The following is a 15936-nucleotide window of genomic DNA, read 5'->3' on the forward strand; positions in this document are numbered from 1 at the left end:
CCGACCGGATCGAGAGGCCTCCTCCGGTAGGCCATTGCGATGGAACCGAACAGGAGCAGCGACCGTCCTTCAGACACCAGGTACTGCTAAAGGGAGCAAAGCGTGATGCAAGGCAAGGCGTTTGTGGCGGGGGTGGGCACGGTGCCCTTTGGCAAGCCGGGTGCGACCGACCCGTACGACGTGATGGCCGCGGCAGCTACCCGAAAGGCGCTGGAGAATGCCGGATTGAGCTATCAGGCAGTGCAGCAGGCAATCGTCGGCTACGTCTATGGCGATTCGACCTCGGGGCAACGGGCGCTGTACGGTGTCGGCATGACCGGCATTCCGATCGTGAACGTCAACAACAACTGTTCGACCGGATCGACGGCTCTTTTCCTGGCGCGTCAGCTGGTCGAGTCGGGCGCAGTGGATTGCGTGCTGGCGCTCGGTTTCGAGCAAATGCAGCCGGGTGCGCTGACCGAGCACTGGCGCGACCGGCCGTCGCCTTTTGCCCGTTTCGACACGCTCTGCGACGAGATTGCTCCCTATCCGGTGCCGCTGGCGCTCCGCTACTTCGGTGGCGCCGGCAAGGAGTACATGGAGCGCTACCAAGTCGGTGCGAACGTCTTTGCACGGGTGCGGGCCAAGGCGAGCCGCCATGCGGCGCACAATCCGACCGCGCTGCTGCGCAAGGTGGTGAGTGAAGAGGAGGTCATGGCTGCGCCGCTGATCTGTGCGGAGGCGGGTATGACGCGGCTGATGGCCTGCCCGCCGACCTGTGGTGCCGCGGCAGCAATTCTCGTCTCGCAAGGCTTTGCCGAAACGAGGAATCTCGACCGGCGGGTTTTCATCGCCGCGCAGGCAATGACCACCGACCGCCCGGGAACCTTCGACAAACGCAGCATGATCGCGCTGGTCGGCGCCGACATGAGCCGCGAGGCGGCCGACCTGGTCTACCAGCAGGCCGGGATAGGACCCGGGGATCTCGATGTTGTCGAACTGCACGACTGTTTTGCGCAGAACGAGGTCCTCAGCTATGAAGCGCTGCGCCTGTGTCCGGAGGGCGGCGCCGAGAAGTTCGTCGCCGATGGCGACAACACGTACGGCGGCCGCCTGGTGGTCAACCCTTCGGGCGGTCTGCTGTGCAAGGGGCACCCGCTGGGTGCCACGGGCCTTGCCCAGTGTGCGGAGCTGGTCGAGCAACTTCGGGGAGAAGCCGGCGAGCGTCAGGTAGCCAATGCCAGACTGGCCTTGCAGCACAACCTCGGCCTTGGCGGCGCCTGTGTCGTGACCCTTTACCAGCGGGCCGATTGAGCGGCCGCTTGGGCCGGCCGTTGGCGGGGTTGCGGCCGGGCCCTGCCCCTCGGGCGCGGCGGTTCCCCGGTTGAATGCATCTGACCCGAACGGAAAAGGAAAACCGAAAGCGCGAAGGAAAAGCGGTCATCGCCAGCGGTTCCGGTTGCGGTATTGGCCGGGCGCTGGCCAAGGAATCGGGTCGCTGCCGGGCCAGTGTGAACGACGGGCCTGATCGATCCGTGCGTGACAAACGCCGTTGCTGGCGGCGATGCTGCGCTGGATATCAGGGGCAGGCAGATCAAGGCCGGCGTCCATCCCGGTCGGCTCAAGCAGATGGAGGCCATGGTGCCGCTCCGGCGCGGCGGACCGTCGGAAGAGGCTGCGGGGGCGATCGTGATGCTGTGCTATGCTGTCCCGAAGCTGATTGCATCGCCGGCGAACTGCCGGTCTGCGGCGGCTTCCGTCTTTGACAGGGTAGGGTGCTCGATGTCCATCCCACGTACGCTCTTTGCTGAAGAGCACTTCCAGTTTGCCGAATCGCTCGACCGTTTCATAGCGCTCGAGGTGGCGCCGCACTATGAGCGCTACGAGGAGCAAGGCTTCATCGATCGTGAATTGTGGTTGAAGGCCGGTGCTGCCGGCTTCCTCTGTTCATCCATGCCCGAAGAGTACGGTGGCGCCGGCGCCGACAAGCGCTACAGTGTCGTGCTGTTCGAGCAACCCGCGCGCAACGCCGTGCAGAATCTGATCGGCCTGTTGCTGCACTCCGAAATCGTTGCTCCCTACCTCCTGCATTACGGGAGCGAGGCCCTCAAGCGCCAGTACCTGCCGGCAATGGCTCGCGGTGAAATGATCGGCGCCATCGCGATGACCGAACCGGCCGCCGGCTCCGACCTGCAGGGCATCCGTGCGACGGCCGTGCGCGATGGCGGGCACTATGTCCTCAGCGGTTCGAAAACCTTCATCACCAACGGCTCGCTCTGTGACCTGGTAATCGTCGTGGCAAAGACTGACCCGGGGAAGGGCGCCAAGGGCATAAGCCTCCTGGTGGTCGATACGACGATGCCGGGCTTTACGAAGGGCAAACGACTGAAGAAGATCGGCATGAAGGCGCAGGACACCGGCGAGCTTTTTTTCGATGATGTGCGTGTGCCGGTGGGAAACCTTCTCGGTGACGAAAACCTGGGTTTTGCGTATCTGATGCAGGAACTCCCGTGGGAACGCCTGCAGATTGCCATCAGCGCCGTCGCGCAGGCGGAGGCTGCAATCGGCTGGGCCAGCCGCTACTGCCGAGAGCGCAAAGCCTTCGGCCAGGAGATCATGAACTTTCAGAACACCCGCTTCACGCTGGCGGAAGCCATGACCGAGGTGCAGATTGCACGGGTGTTTGTCGATCGTTGCATCGAGCTGCACATCAAGGGCGAACTGGACGCGACGGCCGCGTCGATGGCCAAGTACTGGTGCACCGAGCTGCAAAGCAAGGTTCTCGACGCCTGCCTGCAGTTGCATGGGGGCTACGGCTATATGTGGGAATACCCGATCGCCCGCGCCTGGGCGGATGCGCGGGTGGCGCGCATCTACGGCGGCAGCAACGAAATCATGAAGGAGCTGATCGCGCGGCAGCTGCCGTGACCGATGGCATCCCTTCTCTCCGTAGACCACCTGCTTCGGGTCTCCTGGCACGAGGGGCTTCGTCTGACTTCCTTTCGGGGTCCACTTTAGTTCTACTTTGTCAGATTCGTATTCGCCTTCCTGTGATCTGCGTTTGTCATGTGCTAGAATGCCATACGTCGTGATTGTTTAATCTATTCATGGAGTTGTAAATGACAATGTCAACTCCATTACGTCGATAGCATATCTTCGCTGGTCGCTTCGGCACTCGAGCACTTCGATTCGCACTTCGCGCCCTATCTCCATTGCTTTCGAAGCCGGACCCGTTCGGTAGAAGACACCGCGCGCCGGTATCTGCACGGGCTGTTCCAGAGTTCGCGCCGTAACCTGGAGTGCATGGCGGAAACCGTATCCGACAGCCGCTATCAGCCACTGCATCATATGCTTAGCGAATCCAATTGGGATCGGCGCGCGGTGCGTCGGCAACTGGTGGTCGATGCCAACGCCCACTTCGGCTATCCCAGCGCTCTACTCCTGGACGAGAGCGCGTTCGGGAAGAAGGGAAACATGTCCGCGGGCGTGGCGCGGCAGTGGAACGGTCGCTTGGGGAAGGTCGATAACTGTCAGGTGGGCGTCTTCGCGGCGGTGACGCGCGATGGCGTAGCAAGCGTGGTGGATGCCGACTTGTATCTGCCGGAGAAGTGGGCCAAAGATACGACACGTTGCGAGGCGGTGGGGGTGCCTGAGGAGGCGCAGACGTTCCGCACCAAGGGCGAGATCGCTCTGGACATGGTAATTCGCCTGAGGCGGGAAGGCTTGCACTTCTCTTTCGTCGCCTTTGATGGCGGCTACGGGCACTTGCCCTGGCTGCTCGGGGAACTGGATGTCGAGGGAGAGATCTTCTTCGCTGAGGTGCATTCGGATCAGGCGATCTATCTCCAGGATCCCGCACCCGCGGTGGCGGCTCGTCGTTCGTCGAAGGGTCGAGCGCCCCGTCGGCTGCGGACCACGGCGGTGCCCATGACGGTGGCCGCGTGGGCAGCCACGCAGTCGGCATCCGCCTGGGGGCGTCTGTCGATCCGTGACGGCGAGAAGGGCGAGGTGATGGCCGACTATCTCACCCAGCGGGTGTGGGTCTGGGACGGCGAGGCGCCGTTGGCGAGCCGTTGGCATCTCCTGGTACGACGGGAACTCGATGGGACGAAACTCAAATTCGGCCTGTCCAATGCCAAGCCCAGGGCGTCTTTGCGCCGCTTGGCGGAAATGCAGGGAGCGCGCCATTTCGTCGAGCAGTCCTTCCGAGAGGCCAAGAGCGCCTGCGGCATGGCCGAGTATCAGGTCCGCCGCTGGCAGGCGTGGCACCATCACATGGCCCTGGTCATGATCGCCACCATGTTCCTGGCCAAGGAGCGCCTGGCCCATCGCGAGACGGCTGAACTGCTCTCCTGCCGTGACTTGATAGAGATCATGCGCCATCGGCTGCCTACCAAGATCGTCACCGACGAAGACCTCGCGGCATCCATCATCGATAGGCATCGACGGCGGCACAAAGCCATGGAATCCGCCTACAGAAAGCAAGCCGCCATGCTCTCAGCATTAGATTGAAAGACAATCTGACAAAGTAGAATTAGTCGTGCGAATTCTGAAAGGCGAGTTGGACGAAGAAGTCGCCAAGCGCTGCCACAGCTTCCTTAAAGACGCGATCGGAGTGGGCGCGTGTTGAGTGTGACCATTTCCCTGACTTGGACGCGAGGCACAAGCCAGGGAATCGATGCACGAGAGGCTGCGGCGTCAAGACGCAACCTGCTGTCAATCATTCGCAGGGAGGCACAACACCCTGCTGCGGCTTCGGATTGAAGCCGGCCCCGGTGCCGACTGAGTCCTTCGCTTCCGGCGACGCCGCCGCCGTCATCGCCGCTGGGAGTACCCTGGCCAGCTTTTCACGCTGGCGATCGAGGCATTCCTGGTTCAATGGGGCCTGCTGCGAACAGGAAGCACCCTCGGCGAGAGCCGACTTGACTGCCGGAACAGTGGCATGGTGCGCCGCCCACTTGAACTCGACGAAGAAGGCGCTGGCGCAGTCAACATCCGAGAGTCGTCCCGCGCAGGTTTCCGCGGCGTCATCATCGGTGACGCCGGGCGGATTGCACTTGACATAACCGCAACTGCTCCGCACCCAGGCCGAGAGCGTGCGCAGCGGGTCGTCCTGCAGCTTGTCGATAGTCGCCGGCAGCTCCTTCGGCGTGATCGGCTGTCCGTCCGGATTCTTCAACCAGGTCAGGTTCTCCGTTTTCATGTTTTCCCAGAAGACTTCCGCCTTCATGTGGGACCAATCCTTGAGCAAGTACGCGTACAGCCTTTTCTGCTTGTCGGGGATGTCGGCATTGAGGACTGCGGTCGACAGGTGGTGATGGTCGGTCAGGTAGAACTTGCCGCCCGGACCTCGTACCAGGGGAACCCAGCGATTATCCTCGAGCAACCAGTCGTTCAGCTTCCCCTCGTCGGCCTTGCGCTTGATTTTGCCCGACTTGCACGCCACGGCGCCCATTCCCACTGCCGACTGAGTCGGGTGAAGGTCGTTCACGTCGATCCAGCATCCTTTTTTCTTCTTTTCCTTGAAGGTGACGATCTTGATCGGTTTGTCGCCGCCCGCACTTGTGTCTTCGTCATAATCGACAAGTTTGACGGCCTTGGTGTTCTTGCCGCACTCGGGAATCCTCTTCTCCCAGCCGCCCCTGCCACCACTGGCGCCGGCCGTCGCCGCCAGGCCCGTCATCAGCAATCCCAATAGCATCGTAGTGATCGTGCGCATGCCATCCCTCCTTGTTGACCTCGATAAAGAACAAAAATGATACGAATGTGCATTTCAACCGCACCGCTTGGAGTATCCATAGCGCTGGCAACGCAGTCAATCGAAGATTCTTATGGACGTCGCGGGCGCGCGGCGGTACGGGCGGATAAGTCCGGCCGACGCGCTCTACAGGCGGTGCGATCGTCACCGCACGCGAGAGCGCATCACTCGCAGAGCAGTTGATTGCCGAGACCATCGCCAGACAGGGGATCCAGCCGGGAGCGCTGACCCTGCACGCCGATCGCCACACCAGCATCCGCTCCAGGACCTTCGCCGAACTGCTGATGGACCTCACGGTCGCCAAATCCCGGCCCACCCTATTTCTGCGGCGACAACCCGCTCTCGGAAGCCCAGTGCAAGACCCTGAAGTATCGTCCCGACTGTCGCGCCCGCTTCGGCTGCATCGAAGAGGCCCGTGCCCACTGCCAGCGCTCCTTCCCTCGGTACAACGGCAGCCATCGCCTTTCCGGCATCGGCTTCATGACCCCAGCCGCCGTTCACCAGGGCCTCGCCAAAGGCCCCTTCAAGCAACGCGCCCACCCTTTCAACGCCGCCTTCACCCTGTACGCGAGCCAGTGCAAGGGCAACTGCCCTCAACCGCCAGAGTCAGGTCGGGTACCCTCGGCAATGTTGGCATTAGCCAACAAAGGAACGCAGTGAGCCTCGATGCTGACTTGCTGCGCAGGTGAGACAACGAAGCCATGAAGGTCCGCGATGTTCCTGTGGGGCCGGACGGTGGGCGTGCGGCGGGATGCATTCAAATCATGTTGCTGGGGTAGTGCGCTGGCCCGGCCTTCCTGCTCTGGCGCCTGCATGAAATCGACGCCGAAACCCACGTCTGCGAGAGCAACAAGCCGGGTCCCGGCGGCGGCGTCCGCTTGATGCTGACGCCGCTCGGACATCGGCATCGTGATTGCGCAGTCAAGAGCGAACCGGCTTGCCGCCCGTCTTTCATCGCAAGGAAGACCGCGCCGACGGCCGTCTGTTCATTGTCGTGCGGACTTACCACTGCGTGCAGTTCCTTCGCATTAAGCAGAAAGTGGCGGGCATTCACGACAGTTGGGCGACCAGGCGCGAGGCGCTCTAAGTTCAGCGCCGGATGACGACGACCTTCCGCCAGCGTGATGGCGGTACGCTGCATGTCCGCAAGGCCACCGCCACCGAGCCCGGGCTGATAGCGATCCAGCGCGCCCTGGGAGTCAACCCAGAACCCGGAGGAACCGGAAACCGGTCGCCTGACACCGCGTCGGGAATCTCCCCTTGCCGATGATCGCAGCAACGGCGGGAGAGCGTCCGGAGTTCTACGATTTTGATCTGTTTGGTTGGTCGGCCAGCAGTCATGAACTCGATGACCGGCCACTCAGCGAACTCGCTTACACGGTTTTCGATACCGAGACGACCGGTCTGCACCCATCCCAAGGCGACGAGATCATCCAGATCGGCGCGACGCGAATCGTCAACCGCCGCCTCCTGCGGTACGAGTGCTTCGACCAACTGGTCAAGCCACCGGTACGCCTTTCACCGGGATCGATCGAGGTGCACGGCCTTACGCGCGAACTGCTGGCTGGCCAGCCGAGCATCGACGCTGGCCTGCCCAGGTTCCATGCCTTCTGTGCCGCACCCTTCGCTCTCGGGAGGCAATTTTTTCGCGGGGGACGTCTCCTTGGTCGGGCGTGTGACCGGGGGAGGAGGGCGACCGAGCGATGGCGCGGACGCGGGCGCCGTGCGGTCGGCAGCGCCGACAGCTTGCGTCTGGTGAGTGTCTCGGTTTTGCATCGGTGACCACAAAAAATCGCTGCCGGTTGCCGATCGGGGTTGACAACTCCCCGGCAAGGTGGACAACAATAGTTCGACCGTACATGAAGTTAGCGGGTTTAGTTAAATCTGTTTGTAACTATCCTCGCGGCACAAACTCGTGCAGGTCAGAGCAATCGTCCATTCAGGAGCCGCGATCAGACGGCGGTCGCCAGTGCGTTTTCGGGCCTGCCGCAGCAACGGCCACTCGCCTCGGTGGGAGTAAAGCATGGATACATCAGATGACCCTGCGCCCTGGTCCTTTTCCAGCCCGGCAGGTAGCTTGTCGCATCCGGATTCTTCGGACACGAACTTTCTTCACATGCAGCTTGCCGTAATCGAGGCGTACCTGGAGCGCTTTCCGCTCGAGGAGCGGGAGTTCCGTGCCCTCGCGTGGATCGAAGCCAACGCCGGCGCCTATCGCCAGCACTGGCAGACACGGGTGGCGTCCAGGAGAGGGTACAGGCAATTCACCTCACGCTGAAGGCAGCGGCGACGGCCTCGCGCGGGGCGGCATCAGTGCCTGTTGAGCAGAGTGTCCAGCATGGCTGCGGACGTGACCTGCTCGCCACGTTTGCGTAACTCCTCGGCCGCATTGATGCGATCTCGCTCCTCCCGGTTCTGGCTGAGCTTCCACTTGCCGATCAGCTTGGCAATCTCGATCTCGATGCCGACAATGGCTGTCAACATCTGATCGATGTACTCCTTCGAGGAATCGGACATTCTCCAGGGTTTGTCGGACCCGGTGCGCGCCTCATTCACCCGGGTGAGGCGTGCCACGACACCACGCAGGAATCTCTCGTCATCGCGAATCCTGATCCTCCCGTGGGCGTGGACGGCCTGGTAGTTCCAGGTTGGCACTTGCCGGTGAAACTCATGCTTGCTCGGGTACCAGTTGGGCGAGATATAGGCATTTGCGGCACGAAAGACCACCAGAACTTCATCGCCATCCTTCGCCTCCTGCCACAGGGGATTGGCGCGCGCGACGTGAGCGAGCAGATGCCCGCGCGCGCCGGCATTGGGGTTCAACTCGAAGGGCAGATGATGAGCGTCAAGGCCGTTTGGCCCATCCAGTACAAGTACCCCAAGCGGGTGCTCCCCAATCACGCGGTGAAGCTCTTCCACGCGCGTTTCTTCAAAGTGCTCAGGCACATACATACCGTTTCCTTCACATGCCCCGGAAGGCAAAGAGTGTCATCAGGCTTGACGTCAAGCTTGAGCGGATCGGCCGCAAGCGGCGAGGTTTTTTCGGGCCGCTTGCGGCCGATCCGCTCTAAGCGCCGGTCAGGCCCGATGATCGTGAGTTCAACCATTTCTTCAACGAGGTCTGACTCTCTCCAGAGGCTCTTCCCGCCAACAGACCTTCCACACTAATGTCTTCGTCAATAGCCTCCCAGTGGATGCCTCGATCCATTCCAATTAACCGCCACCTTTTTTGTTCATCAGCCGTGGCATGCAGCAGGCGCGGGTACCATGCGAGCGGAACAGAGATCGTCCGCCCGTCAGCAAGATCGACGTGCAAAGAATCCTGAGTGACCCTCACGGCTTGGGCGAGGGGAATCTGGATGTCAATCGCGGAAATACTCATTCCAAGCCTCCACTGCTTTGAAGACGAACCGGGTCGAGCCAGAACTTGGCGATGCTCTCTTCACGCGCCACGTGGATATGCTCGGGCTCATCTCGATCACTGGCTTAGAAGAAAAACCGATACGCTCCGACACGCGAGACAGTGGGCCTTCGGACTATCCCTGGGACGCCATGCGCCTAAGGTCCGCGTTCAGTCGCGGGCCCGTCGGCTGGAACGCGTTGTTCGGCGACGACGGTGCCTCGGCGGCCGTTTGAACGTGGTGACAGGTCGCGCCACAGCCAGATGCATGCGCCGGAAATTGCAGTGCCGATGGGAAAGGCAAACAAATGCCCCACGACAAACAGCCAGAACACAAGATTGCTGAACACATTTGGGCTGGTGAGGCCTTTGTAGGCCCCGTAGCAGAACAACGCCCACAACGCAGAAAATGGCACGAATATGAGAGGGAATGCCAGCCACATGCTCTTGGACGAGTAGGCAGCTCCGAAAAGCGCGGCGCCTCCAATGCTCAGAATCCCTAGAGCCGCCTCAAGGGAGAACAGGTACTTAGCTAGTCTGACGCGATCATTCATGAATTTGCCCATCGGATGCTGATGGCACACTCCGAGTCAACACTGAAGCTTTCGTGCTGCCACGCCTTCGCTTCGCCGCCCGACGTTTAGCCTGAGGGGCGGAGGGTACCTGCAAGCGCAGCTTGCAGGCCGTCCCCTCGAAGCGATGATTAGCCCTCACGCGGCACCCAGTACAGACTGAAGCGTTCTTGCGCCAGAGGGCGAAAACAACCAGCCGAGTGCTCCGCAGTTGAGCACAACGGTGGCCCAAAAGGTAGCTTGAAAGGAAGCCTTCGCCGACTTGTGCCGAAGCAGCCGCTGTGCCGCCAAGGCGCCGGGCCACCCACCGAGAAGAGCGAATAAGTGCAACGTGCTTTCTTGTGTTCGCCATTGATTTCTCAAGGCGGCTGACTTGTCGAAGGCGTAAGCGAAGAAGGCCACGAGACTTGCAACAAGGTAGAGCGCAAGAACGACAACCGGGAGGCGACCGGCGATAACTGCCCCAACAACAAATGCCAGAAAGCAAACGGCAAATAGCGGGGGGATGTTGCTGCGACCGGGCGGGGTCGACCGAGTGGGCTTTTCACCGACAAACGCAACGGTATTCGCCTGCGCTCGGCCCTTACCGTCAGTTTTGAGTTCGTAGGTTACGAGTTCGTTTCCTTCCGGTCGGCGCTGGCGATTGGAAAAGGAGCTGATGTGTACGAAGACTTTCTCCCCACCACCATTGGGTGTGATGAAGCCGAAGCCTTTGTCATCCGTCCATTTGGTGATACGACCTTGGTAGCGCATGGCAAGTGGGTATGAGAGCTAACGAATGAAAGGGACTTCCCCGTCCCGAGGCTGCGGCGGAAGCCGCAAACGGCAACGAGTGCCATGATGAGAGTTATCGATCAAATCAAGACCACGAAAGGGGAAGTCGATGACTATTATCACTGTCGGAATCGATCTGGCGAAGAACGTCTTTGCCGTGCATGGCGTTGATGACAGCGGCAAGGCGGTACTGGTCAAGCCAAAAGTGGCTCGCGACAAACTTGCGGAACTGATCAGTGAGTTGGGCATCATCCTGCCGCAACAGGCCGCCTGCCTGCGTCGGGAGATAGGGGCGCATCTTGAAGACCTGCCAGGCTACGCCAACCGGTGCATCGGCGACCCGCTGGCCCACGCCGATGGGCTCGATCTGCGCATCGACGAGTACGACCGCATCATCGCCAAAGCGGCCCGGGACGACGCGCGCAGCAAACGCCTGATGAAACGCCCGGGCATTGGCCCGATCGGCGCCAGCGCGCTTTTGGCCAGCATCGGCGGCGGACACGACTTCAAGAACAACCGCCAGGTGGCGGCCTGGATGGGCCTCACCCCGGTCCAACTCTACGCGAGGTACCATTTAGCCAACCGGCTCACCGAACGATATCTCGTTCCCATCTGGATCAACGATTCGACAGTCTTTCATACCGTAGTCGCGAACCGCAAGCGGGTAGATGACTTTGGCGCCAGCCGTAACGATCTCGCCGTAATACTGCTCCAAGCCAGAAATCACGACGTACATCTTGGCGGGAACCACGGCGGCCGCCTCTGGTGCCAACTCAAACATCAGCTCGACTTCGTCTCGACAGACCGACGCGACCGACGTTGGGTCACCCCACTTCCAACCGAGCCGAAAGCCCAGGACTGACTCGTAGAAAGAAATCGCCCCATCGACGCTCGCGACGGCGAGGATTGGTGAGACCGAACGAAACTTCGGGCTGGTCATTTCGACTTCAGGCACGAGTCCGGACGCAATTGCATCTGCGGGGCCCGTCGTGTCGCCGAACGTACAAGTCACCGGCGCTGCGCGGCTTTATCGCGCAGCGTCCAGTGGGCCGCAGAGTGTGCGCCCCGCATGGGCGAAGAAAGAAAAAGGGGCCTGGCTGTTCGCCGTGATCGGCGGTATATCCAGCGGGTTAAAGTCCCGTGAAAGGAGTTGTCCGTACGCCTTTCTAGCACCGGGAAGCGGCGTTCGAGTAATCGGAGGTCGTAAGTTTCCCAGGGCAAAGCAGCAGGCCGCAACGCAAGTGAACCTAGACGTAGCCTCGTCACACTAAATGGGGAAGCCGACCCTGTATCCTGAAGGGGAAGGCCGCTGGAAGGACGCTGGAATAACGGAAGTGGCGTCCATCGACTCCCGGGGTAGCAGGGGTGGCATGTTGTGGAGGAAATACCGTGCAGCACGGGAGACCCGTTACGGTGGTGGGGAGACCACCGACTGAAGCGTATAAGGAAACGAAAGCGCCGCAGACCGTAGCGGGAGTCGGAGGGGTTCATAGTACTGCTGGAGTTCGCGGGACAACACAACCCCGGACGAGGGAAGGGACCCTACTTTGTTCATGCAACCGAAGAGTGAAGGAGAAGGGGATTGCGTCATGCTAACCACCCCTGAAATGATCAGGCCACTACAGAGGAAGCTCTACACCAAGGCCAAGCAGGAACCGGCCTATCGCTTCTATGCGCTATATGACAAGGTCTGGCGAGCAGACATCCTCAATCATGCCTACCGCCTTGTCCGCGCCAACAAGGGAAGTCCCGGTGTCGATGGGATCAGCTTCGAGGCCATAGAGCAGACGACAGGGATAGACGCGTTTTTGTCGGAGCTGGCCCAAGACCTGAAAGAAAAGACCTACCACCCCAGTCCGGTACAGCGCGTCATGATCCCTAAAGCGGACGGCAGCCTGCGTCCGCTGGGGATACCGACGATCCGTGACCGTGTTGCCCAGATGGCCGTCAAGCTCGTCATCGAACCGATATTTGAAGCCGACTTCTGTCCGAACTCTTACGGGTTCAGGCCGAAGAAATCGGCCCACGATGCGGTCGATGCAATTGCCGAAGCGCTTTATCGCGGCTACACGGAAGTCATCGATGCCGATCTGTCGAAATACTTTGACAGCATTCCGCATGCCAAACTGCTGGCCGTGGTGGCCGAGCGCATTGTTGATGGTGCGATTTTGCACGTCATCAAGCTATGGCTCAAAGCGCCGGTCATTGGTGAGGACGCGGACGGCACACGGAAGCATGTCGGCGGTGGCAAAGCCAACAGCAAAGGCACTCCGCAAGGGGGTGTGATTTCACCGCTGTTGTCGAACTGCTACCTGCATCTGCTGGATCGGATCTGGGACAGGCATCAACTCTGCTGGAAATTGAAGGCGCGGATCGTTCGCTATGCGGACGATTTTGTCGTGCTGTGCGGGGGCGAAGTTGACGCGCCCCTCGCCACGGTGCGGCGAGTGCTGGATCGACTTGAACTCACGTTAAACGAGACCAAGACCCGCATCATTGATGCCCGGAAGGAAAGCTTCAACTTCCTGGGATTTGCAATCAGGGTGAGCAAGAGTTGGAAGTCGGGCAAAAGTTATCCGCATGTCTGCCCGGCGCCAAAATCGCTTGCGAAAATCAAGGAACGTATCAAGCAACAGACGGATCGACGGCTCACGCCAGTGCCGCTGGGTGACGTGGTGAGGAATATGAATGCCAGCCTTCGCGGGTGGGTAGCCTATTTCCACTACCGGAATTCCAGCAAGGTGCTCGGCAAGGTGAAAACGCAGGCGGAAGAACGTCTGCGGACGCACCTGATGAACCGTTACAAGATCAGTGATCGGGGGACCGCGCTATTACGGTTTCCGCGTCAGAAGCTCTATGCGAACTATGGGCTGTACAAAGTCCCGATGACGGCAGGCTGGAACACGGCGCATGCCTCGGTGTGAAGAACATCGGAAAGCCGTGTGCGGGCAAATCGCATGCACGGTTTGATGAGGGAGGGCAGGCGACGCAAACTATGGCAAGGCTATTGAGGCACCGCCAGACGAAAGGGGCGGTAACAGCTAGGTTATGCCTAAAGAATGACAAGTCTGTTCTCTACTCTACCACACATCAGGTGACATCTGGTCCCGTGGCCCCGTTTCTTCAAGCATTGCCTTCCGTGGCCGACCCCGCGGGCGAATTTCGCGCCGCTGTCCAGTGGCCCGTTCGATACTGTCGATAAACCGCGCATCCCCGAGCGGCTGCCCTTGATCCAAGGCCATGCGGATGTCGCTGATTGCGTTCGTATCCAGTTCCGGGCGGAACAAGGACCGATAGTTCGCCAACCGGTCAGCCTCGTTTGCCCCGAGACTGGAATACACCACATGCGGAGTCAGCAATGAGTCAGGTTGCCCCAGTCCGTTCGCCCGATAACTGCTCCAGCGATAATGCGCGGGGTCATCGACCATCGCTGCGCGTACGGGATTGAGTTCGATATAGCGCTGACAAAGAAGTAGATAGGTATCGGCCTGCACCAGAGAAGACTTGTAGCGGCTGTCCCACAGGGTGCCGGTGCGATGGTACGTCTTGTTGATGTACTGCACGTAGCGCCGTCCCAGCGAAATCATCAGCCGGGAGACAGCCTCGGACTCCGGCGGAGACAGCAAGAGGTGCACGTGGTTGGTCATCTGGACGTAGGCGTGCAGTGCGCAGCCGGTGGCTTTGCAAGCCTCGCCCAGCCATTCGCGGTAGGCGAGGTAGTCTTCCTCGGCGAAGAAGCAGGCGTCGCGGTTATGTCCCCGCTGAACGACGTGCAGGGGAAGACCTGGGAGATGAATGCGGGGGCGCCGGGGCATGTCGTTGAGGATAGCAGGTTCTGCCAGTTAAAGCGACCCTGGCCCCTTTTGCTTTTGTGGTGGTAGATGGGTCGCAAGCCGAGCTCGCTTTTCAGACTGCGAAACACACTCTCCAGGTCGGTCAGCATCGTGTAGGTACGCCAGAGTTTCTCTTCATCCCAGGCGAGTTCGTTGGTCCGCAGGCAATAGACGCCGGGATGCGTCGCCATCGTGCCGGGAACCGGCACCTTCTGCCAGGTGATCGCCGTCACCGTCTTGCCGCTATCCTCGGTGACGAGATTGACTTGGTAGTGCTGGCTGGCGCCGCGGCTCTTCTGCTTGAGTCGGCCGAGACGTTCCAACAGCTTGTCGAGGCCTTTTTCGCTCTTCGGTTTTTGCAGGCCATCGCTCATTTGCTGCAATCCGGCCTCGAAGCGCCCACCGGATAGCGCGAGCATCGCTTCTTCCTTGAGTTGCCGGGTCGGCGAGTGGCAATACAGGCAAAGCTCCTGGCCATCCGGGCTCAGCTCCTTCTGAAGATGTAGCCACGCCTCGCCGGCGGTCTCGATGGTCACGGCGCGGGTCTCATCGAACTGGCGCATCCCCCCGCGACGCACCACCAGATAGCGATAGCCGTGCTCGACCAGCCAGGCGACGTTGGTCTCGGTGGCAATGCCGGCATCCATCACCACCAGCGCTCCCGCCGGCGTCCCCAGGCCGGCCAGCATGGACGCCAGCGTGCCGGGCTCGGCAACGTTGCCGGCGAAGGTCTGTGAGCGCCGGACGAAGCCGCTGCCGTCGAGCACCAGACCGAGCGTCACCAACGGGCAGTCGCTGCGCTTCTCCTTCGAACGCCCGCGCCTGGCCTTGCGATTTAGCTTGGCTTCGCCTTCGAAATAGGTGTTGCTCAGGTCATACAGGGTGACCGTCTCCGGCAGTTCAAAGAGCGTCCGGGCCGTGCGGAACAAACGCGTCTCGATCACCTCCCGATGTTTCATCAGGACGTCCGAGGCGCGATACAGGCCCATGTGCGACATCGACAGGAAGTCGACGTCGATCAACTCGCCCAGCGCGCTGTGCTGCTGCAACCAGTTCCAGGTCGCCAGTTCCGACCCCGGCTGGCCCATTCTGCCGATCAGGTTGCCCAGGATCGATGCCTGCACCACCCCATTGACGCCCAGTTCGTTCAGCGTCTCGATCAAACCCAGCTCGCTTGCCGCATGCAGACCGACGTGTTCGACGCCCACCGACCGGGGTTGCGTCACCTGCAGCGAGTCCACGTCGACTTCCTGGAAGTCCGCAGGCGGGCGAGGGTCGCCGGCCGATCCGGCCGCACCCTCTGCCGCCAACGAAATCGTCGGTGCGCGGGCAACCAGCTGCGCATGGTAACGCTGCGCCGTGCGCTCGATCGATTCCGAACATTCCAAAGGCAGGATCACCGCCTGCGGATTGAGCAACTGCTCGAGGCGGCTGCACAGGATCGGCCAGTCTTCCTGCTTGATCGGAAAGTGGCGGCCGAGGTTCAACACCGTGATCTGACGGACCTTGCCACCGATGCGCTCGGTGCGCACCAGTCGGTAGCTGACGTAGCTTTCACCCGTCGCCTTGTTGCCGGTTCTCGTCTGTCGTATGAACATGCCCACGATCGTACAACAAAAG

Annotated in this window: 14 protein-coding genes and 3 pseudogenes; 7 read left to right on the top strand and 10 right to left on the bottom strand. The window is 60.9% G+C overall.

The window, feature by feature from the left end:
• Positions 1-105 precede the first annotated feature (105 nt).
• From V5B44_RS10050 to V5B44_RS10060, 3 genes are all read left to right on the top strand, one after another.
• Complete coding sequence (locus V5B44_RS10050; protein WP_332359108.1) at positions 106-1293, top strand: lipid-transfer protein; 1188 nt, start codon at positions 106-108, stop codon at positions 1291-1293.
• 468 nt (positions 1294-1761) lie between these two features.
• Positions 1762-2907: an acyl-CoA dehydrogenase family protein gene (locus tag V5B44_RS10055; RefSeq protein WP_332359109.1), complete on the top strand. Its 1146-nt coding sequence runs from the start codon at positions 1762-1764 to the stop codon at positions 2905-2907.
• A gap of 231 nt (positions 2908-3138) precedes the next feature.
• Positions 3139-4491, top strand: a complete 1353-nt coding sequence (locus tag V5B44_RS10060) for an IS701 family transposase (RefSeq protein ID WP_332357861.1) — start codon at positions 3139-3141, stop codon at positions 4489-4491.
• Positions 4492-4699: 208 nt separating this feature from the next.
• Here V5B44_RS10060 and V5B44_RS10065 read toward each other — a convergent pair whose 3' ends face one another.
• Entirely contained in the window at positions 4700-5698 is a 999-nt protein-coding gene (locus V5B44_RS10065; protein ID WP_332358913.1) for a ParB/Srx family N-terminal domain-containing protein, read from the bottom strand.
• A 1329-nt stretch (positions 5699-7027) separates the two neighbouring features.
• Between V5B44_RS10065 and V5B44_RS10070 the strand changes: the two are divergent.
• Both V5B44_RS10070 and V5B44_RS10075 read left to right on the top strand, forming a co-directional pair.
• Positions 7028-7354 (top strand): annotated as a pseudogene (locus tag V5B44_RS10070) (3'-5' exonuclease); the annotation flags it as partial.
• A gap of 499 nt (positions 7355-7853) precedes the next feature.
• Positions 7854-8015 carry a hypothetical protein gene (locus tag V5B44_RS10075; RefSeq protein WP_332358914.1) on the top strand — a complete coding sequence of 54 codons (162 nt, stop codon included), beginning with the start codon at positions 7854-7856 and terminating at the stop codon, positions 8013-8015.
• Positions 8016-8047: 32 nt separating this feature from the next.
• On the opposite strand, the gene V5B44_RS10080 is transcribed toward V5B44_RS10075, so the two are convergent.
• The 6 genes from V5B44_RS10080 to V5B44_RS10105 form a co-directional block, all read right to left on the bottom strand.
• Entirely contained in the window at positions 8048-8689 is a 642-nt protein-coding gene (locus V5B44_RS10080) for an FMN-binding negative transcriptional regulator (RefSeq protein ID WP_332358915.1), read from the bottom strand.
• Complete coding sequence (locus V5B44_RS10085) at positions 8635-8844, bottom strand: hypothetical protein (protein ID WP_332359122.1); 210 nt, start codon at positions 8842-8844, stop codon at positions 8635-8637. The genes V5B44_RS10080 and V5B44_RS10085 overlap by 55 nt, the downstream gene beginning before the upstream one ends.
• Complete coding sequence (locus tag V5B44_RS10090) at positions 8805-9119, bottom strand: DUF2442 domain-containing protein (RefSeq protein ID WP_332358916.1); 315 nt, start codon at positions 9117-9119, stop codon at positions 8805-8807. Before V5B44_RS10090 ends, V5B44_RS10085 begins: the two co-directional genes overlap by 40 nt.
• Positions 9116-9190: a hypothetical protein gene (locus V5B44_RS10095; protein ID WP_332359110.1), complete on the bottom strand. Its 75-nt coding sequence runs from the start codon at positions 9188-9190 to the stop codon at positions 9116-9118. The genes V5B44_RS10090 and V5B44_RS10095 overlap by 4 nt, the downstream gene beginning before the upstream one ends.
• Before the next feature lie 105 nt (positions 9191-9295).
• On the bottom strand, positions 9296-9703 hold the full coding sequence (locus tag V5B44_RS10100) for a hypothetical protein (protein WP_332358917.1): 408 nt from the start codon (positions 9701-9703) through the stop codon (positions 9296-9298).
• Positions 9704-9847: 144 nt separating this feature from the next.
• Positions 9848-10462 carry a cold shock and DUF1294 domain-containing protein gene (locus V5B44_RS10105; RefSeq protein ID WP_332358918.1) on the bottom strand — a complete coding sequence of 205 codons (615 nt, stop codon included), beginning with the start codon at positions 10460-10462 and terminating at the stop codon, positions 9848-9850.
• 130 nt (positions 10463-10592) lie between these two features.
• Between V5B44_RS10105 and V5B44_RS10110 the strand changes: the two are divergent.
• Positions 10593-11039: pseudogene (locus V5B44_RS10110) on the top strand (transposase); the annotation flags it as partial.
• 18 nt (positions 11040-11057) lie between these two features.
• Here V5B44_RS10110 and V5B44_RS26630 read toward each other — a convergent pair.
• Positions 11058-11423 (bottom strand): VOC family protein, encoded by a 366-nt coding sequence (locus V5B44_RS26630; RefSeq protein ID WP_434735435.1) that lies wholly within the window; start codon positions 11421-11423, stop codon positions 11058-11060.
• Between the two features lie 649 nt (positions 11424-12072).
• Between V5B44_RS26630 and ltrA the strand changes: the two genes are divergently transcribed.
• Entirely contained in the window at positions 12073-13407 is a 1335-nt protein-coding gene (gene ltrA / locus V5B44_RS10115; protein WP_332358919.1) for a group II intron reverse transcriptase/maturase, read from the top strand.
• Between the two features lie 156 nt (positions 13408-13563).
• Here ltrA and V5B44_RS10120 read toward each other — a convergent pair.
• Together V5B44_RS10120 and V5B44_RS10125 are read right to left on the bottom strand one after the other, a co-directional pair.
• A pseudogene (locus V5B44_RS10120) lies at positions 13564-14202 on the bottom strand (transposase); the annotation flags it as partial.
• Entirely contained in the window at positions 14127-15914 is a 1788-nt protein-coding gene (locus tag V5B44_RS10125) for an IS1634 family transposase (RefSeq protein WP_332358920.1), read from the bottom strand. The gene V5B44_RS10125 and the pseudogene V5B44_RS10120, both read right to left, overlap by 76 nt.
• Positions 15915-15936: the final 22 nt, after the last annotated feature.

The sequence above is a fragment of the Candidatus Accumulibacter necessarius genome (assembly GCF_036625085.1).

What these genes read in the sequence shown, in the direction of transcription:
- V5B44_RS10050 (WP_332359108.1), top strand. Translation starts at nt 106, where the DNA reads ATGCAAGGCAAGGCGTTTGTGGCGGGGGTGGGCACGGTGCCCTTTGGC.
- V5B44_RS10055 (WP_332359109.1), top strand. Translation starts at nt 1,762, where the DNA reads ATGTCCATCCCACGTACGCTCTTTGCTGAAGAGCACTTCCAGTTTGCC.
- V5B44_RS10065 (WP_332358913.1), bottom strand. Translation starts at nt 5,698, where the DNA reads ATGCGCACGATCACTACGATGCTATTGGGATTGCTGATGACGGGCCTG.
- V5B44_RS10075 (WP_332358914.1), top strand. Translation starts at nt 7,854, where the DNA reads ATGCAGCTTGCCGTAATCGAGGCGTACCTGGAGCGCTTTCCGCTCGAG.
- V5B44_RS10080 (WP_332358915.1), bottom strand. Translation starts at nt 8,689, where the DNA reads ATGTATGTGCCTGAGCACTTTGAAGAAACGCGCGTGGAAGAGCTTCAC.
- V5B44_RS10085 (WP_332359122.1), bottom strand. Translation starts at nt 8,844, where the DNA reads ATGGTTGAACTCACGATCATCGGGCCTGACCGGCGCTTAGAGCGGATC.
- V5B44_RS10090 (WP_332358916.1), bottom strand. Translation starts at nt 9,119, where the DNA reads ATGAGTATTTCCGCGATTGACATCCAGATTCCCCTCGCCCAAGCCGTG.
- V5B44_RS10100 (WP_332358917.1), bottom strand. Translation starts at nt 9,703, where the DNA reads ATGGGCAAATTCATGAATGATCGCGTCAGACTAGCTAAGTACCTGTTC.
- V5B44_RS10105 (WP_332358918.1), bottom strand. Translation starts at nt 10,462, where the DNA reads ATGCGCTACCAAGGTCGTATCACCAAATGGACGGATGACAAAGGCTTC.
- V5B44_RS26630 (WP_434735435.1), bottom strand. Translation starts at nt 11,423, where the DNA reads ATGACCAGCCCGAAGTTTCGTTCGGTCTCACCAATCCTCGCCGTCGCG.
- ltrA (WP_332358919.1), top strand. Translation starts at nt 12,073, where the DNA reads ATGCTAACCACCCCTGAAATGATCAGGCCACTACAGAGGAAGCTCTAC.
- V5B44_RS10125 (WP_332358920.1), bottom strand. Translation starts at nt 15,914, where the DNA reads ATGTTCATACGACAGACGAGAACCGGCAACAAGGCGACGGGTGAAAGC.